The sequence below is a fragment of the Cysteiniphilum sp. JM-1 genome, from assembly GCF_008711525.1.
Classification (GTDB): Bacteria; Pseudomonadota; Gammaproteobacteria; order Francisellales; family Francisellaceae; genus Caedibacter.
This window is the reverse complement of record NZ_VXKS01000053.1, coordinates 1-2010: the sequence shown is the minus strand read 5'-3', so window position 1 is coordinate 2010 and position 2010 is coordinate 1. Positions and strand designations below refer to the sequence as shown.

General features: G+C 35.9%; 2 protein-coding genes. One reads left to right on the top strand and one right to left on the bottom strand.

Features of this window, described 5'->3' with window-relative positions; genetic code table 11:
* Positions 1 to 172 precede the first annotated feature (172 nt).
* On the top strand, positions 173 to 1411 hold the full coding sequence (locus F3D68_RS11115; protein WP_151194499.1) for a hypothetical protein: 1239 nt from the start codon (positions 173 to 175) through the stop codon (positions 1409 to 1411).
* A 122-nt stretch (positions 1412 to 1533) separates the two neighbouring features.
* Here F3D68_RS11115 and F3D68_RS11110 read toward each other — a convergent pair.
* Positions 1534 to 2010: DDE-type integrase/transposase/recombinase (locus F3D68_RS11110; RefSeq protein WP_151194498.1), on the bottom strand; the 477-nt coding region annotated here is incomplete at its 5' end.

The following is a 2010-nucleotide window of genomic DNA, read 5'->3' as shown; positions in this document are numbered from 1 at the left end:
TTTAATCATTGAGTAATAGATTCATCAAAATGTGCTGGAAATAACAATGCTGAAGGTCAAATTTCAGCCTATCTGTTGCGCTGAAAATGTAAAATATCGCTATTTCCGTTCAGGCACTATCTAGCGCACTAGGCTGCAATACTTAAATAACGATCAATACACGGAGTTCTATATGCTGAAAAAATTTCTTCGGATATCTCTAATCTTAGCATCAATGTCTTTTGCCTCTACAGGCAATGCTTTTCACAGCTATGAACATATTTATATTGGTGATTGGCTAAAAATACCTTGTTTAACACAAAGCAGTCAGCATGAGATGCCAACCATTAAATCGCAACTTGCCAAATGGTGTACAATTCCTCTTGAAAATAAATCTTATTTAAGCTTCGGACAAATTATTGCTTTAGCTGGAGATTTTTACGGCTATCCATATAACAGTAATCTATTCAAAACTGGACTCCCTATATTGCCTATTAGTAACATTGACTTGCAAGCATCAGAACTTTTTGAGCCAATTTTTTCATCAGAGAAGAATCGTTTTCAATCAGCATTTAACACTTTGTACAAAGCAGGTAATGATGTAGAGCTTCGAAACATTATACATGTTATGCAAAAACAAGAAAAATATGCCATGACAAATACACATTACGACCCAACCTGTGACTTTGAGTATGCTACTGGTGCCTTGGCTTGTTACGCAGGGATTCCCTCACCAATTGCAGCATTCAATGGTCGTTATATTAAACTTGCACAAAGCAATATTGATCACTTTGGTATTCATGCCTTAAGAACTTATATGATTGGACATTCAATCGCCTTAACTTGTGCCAAAGCCGTTAAACATACCCAAAAAATCAATCATAAATGGGATGCACTTTCACAATGCTTAAGTATCGAAGCTTTTTCTCTGCATTTCTTAACCGACCTATTTTCAACAGGCCACATTCGAACACCACGCGTTGAATTACTCAAAAAAACCACCATCTCACCTCTTATCTCTGGCGGATTATTGGCAAAGAAAATGCATGATGAAGACTCATTGCTTGGGTTGTCAATAAAGAATATTGATGGTAACTCTTGGTATGGTTATGGCGATAATGAACTATTAAAAGATAAATCTGAAAAACATCGTGAAATGATTATTTCTGCCGTACAACTCTCTCTTGACGAAGTGTCTGAAGCATTTTACTTTAAACGCAGCTATAATCTAAAGCAGTTTGCAGCTTTACGCAAAGTACCTCTTATTGAATATATGTTGCCTGATTATAGCGACCATCTAAATATCAAAGATCATTATGCACTATTTTTACGTCACCAAGCACAAAATAAAGTATATCGCCGGAAGTACCTTCATCAGCCAAATCATCATGAATATAAGCGAAAATGGAATGCTATTCTAAGCCTTTTCTAATCGTTGTCGTTTAGAATAATCCTTCATCTACTCCACTATTCTTATTCGTTGAGAAGTTCATCTATAGTATTCTACCCCAAAGTGTCAATACAGTTTTTTGAAAATTCTTATTCCTATACATGTCATGCAACCTGCAATGTTTTTTGTGCCTGATTTTTAAAGTTAATAGCACCTTCTTTATACACATTCATTGGTTTTTTGTATCCCAAACTTTCATGAAATCTACGGTTATTATAAAAATCAATATAATCAGCAAGATCAGTCCTAAGCTCAGGTAAAGAACCATATTCATTAAGATAAATTCGCTCGCATTTTGCACTGCGCCAAAAACGCTCAATACAAATGTTATCAGTAGCTCGACCCTTGCCATCCATTGAGATAGTAATACCTCTACTAGACAATGCGTCAGTATGTATATGTGAGGTATATTGGCTGCCTTGGTCAGTATTAAAAATCTCAGGATTGCCAAAGCGATCAAGTGCTTCATGCAAAACACTCATTACCAGGCTGCTATCCATCGTATTGGATATACGCCAACTTAATACGGCTTTTGAATACCAATCAATAATCGCAGCAAGATAAACCATACCACCCTTAAG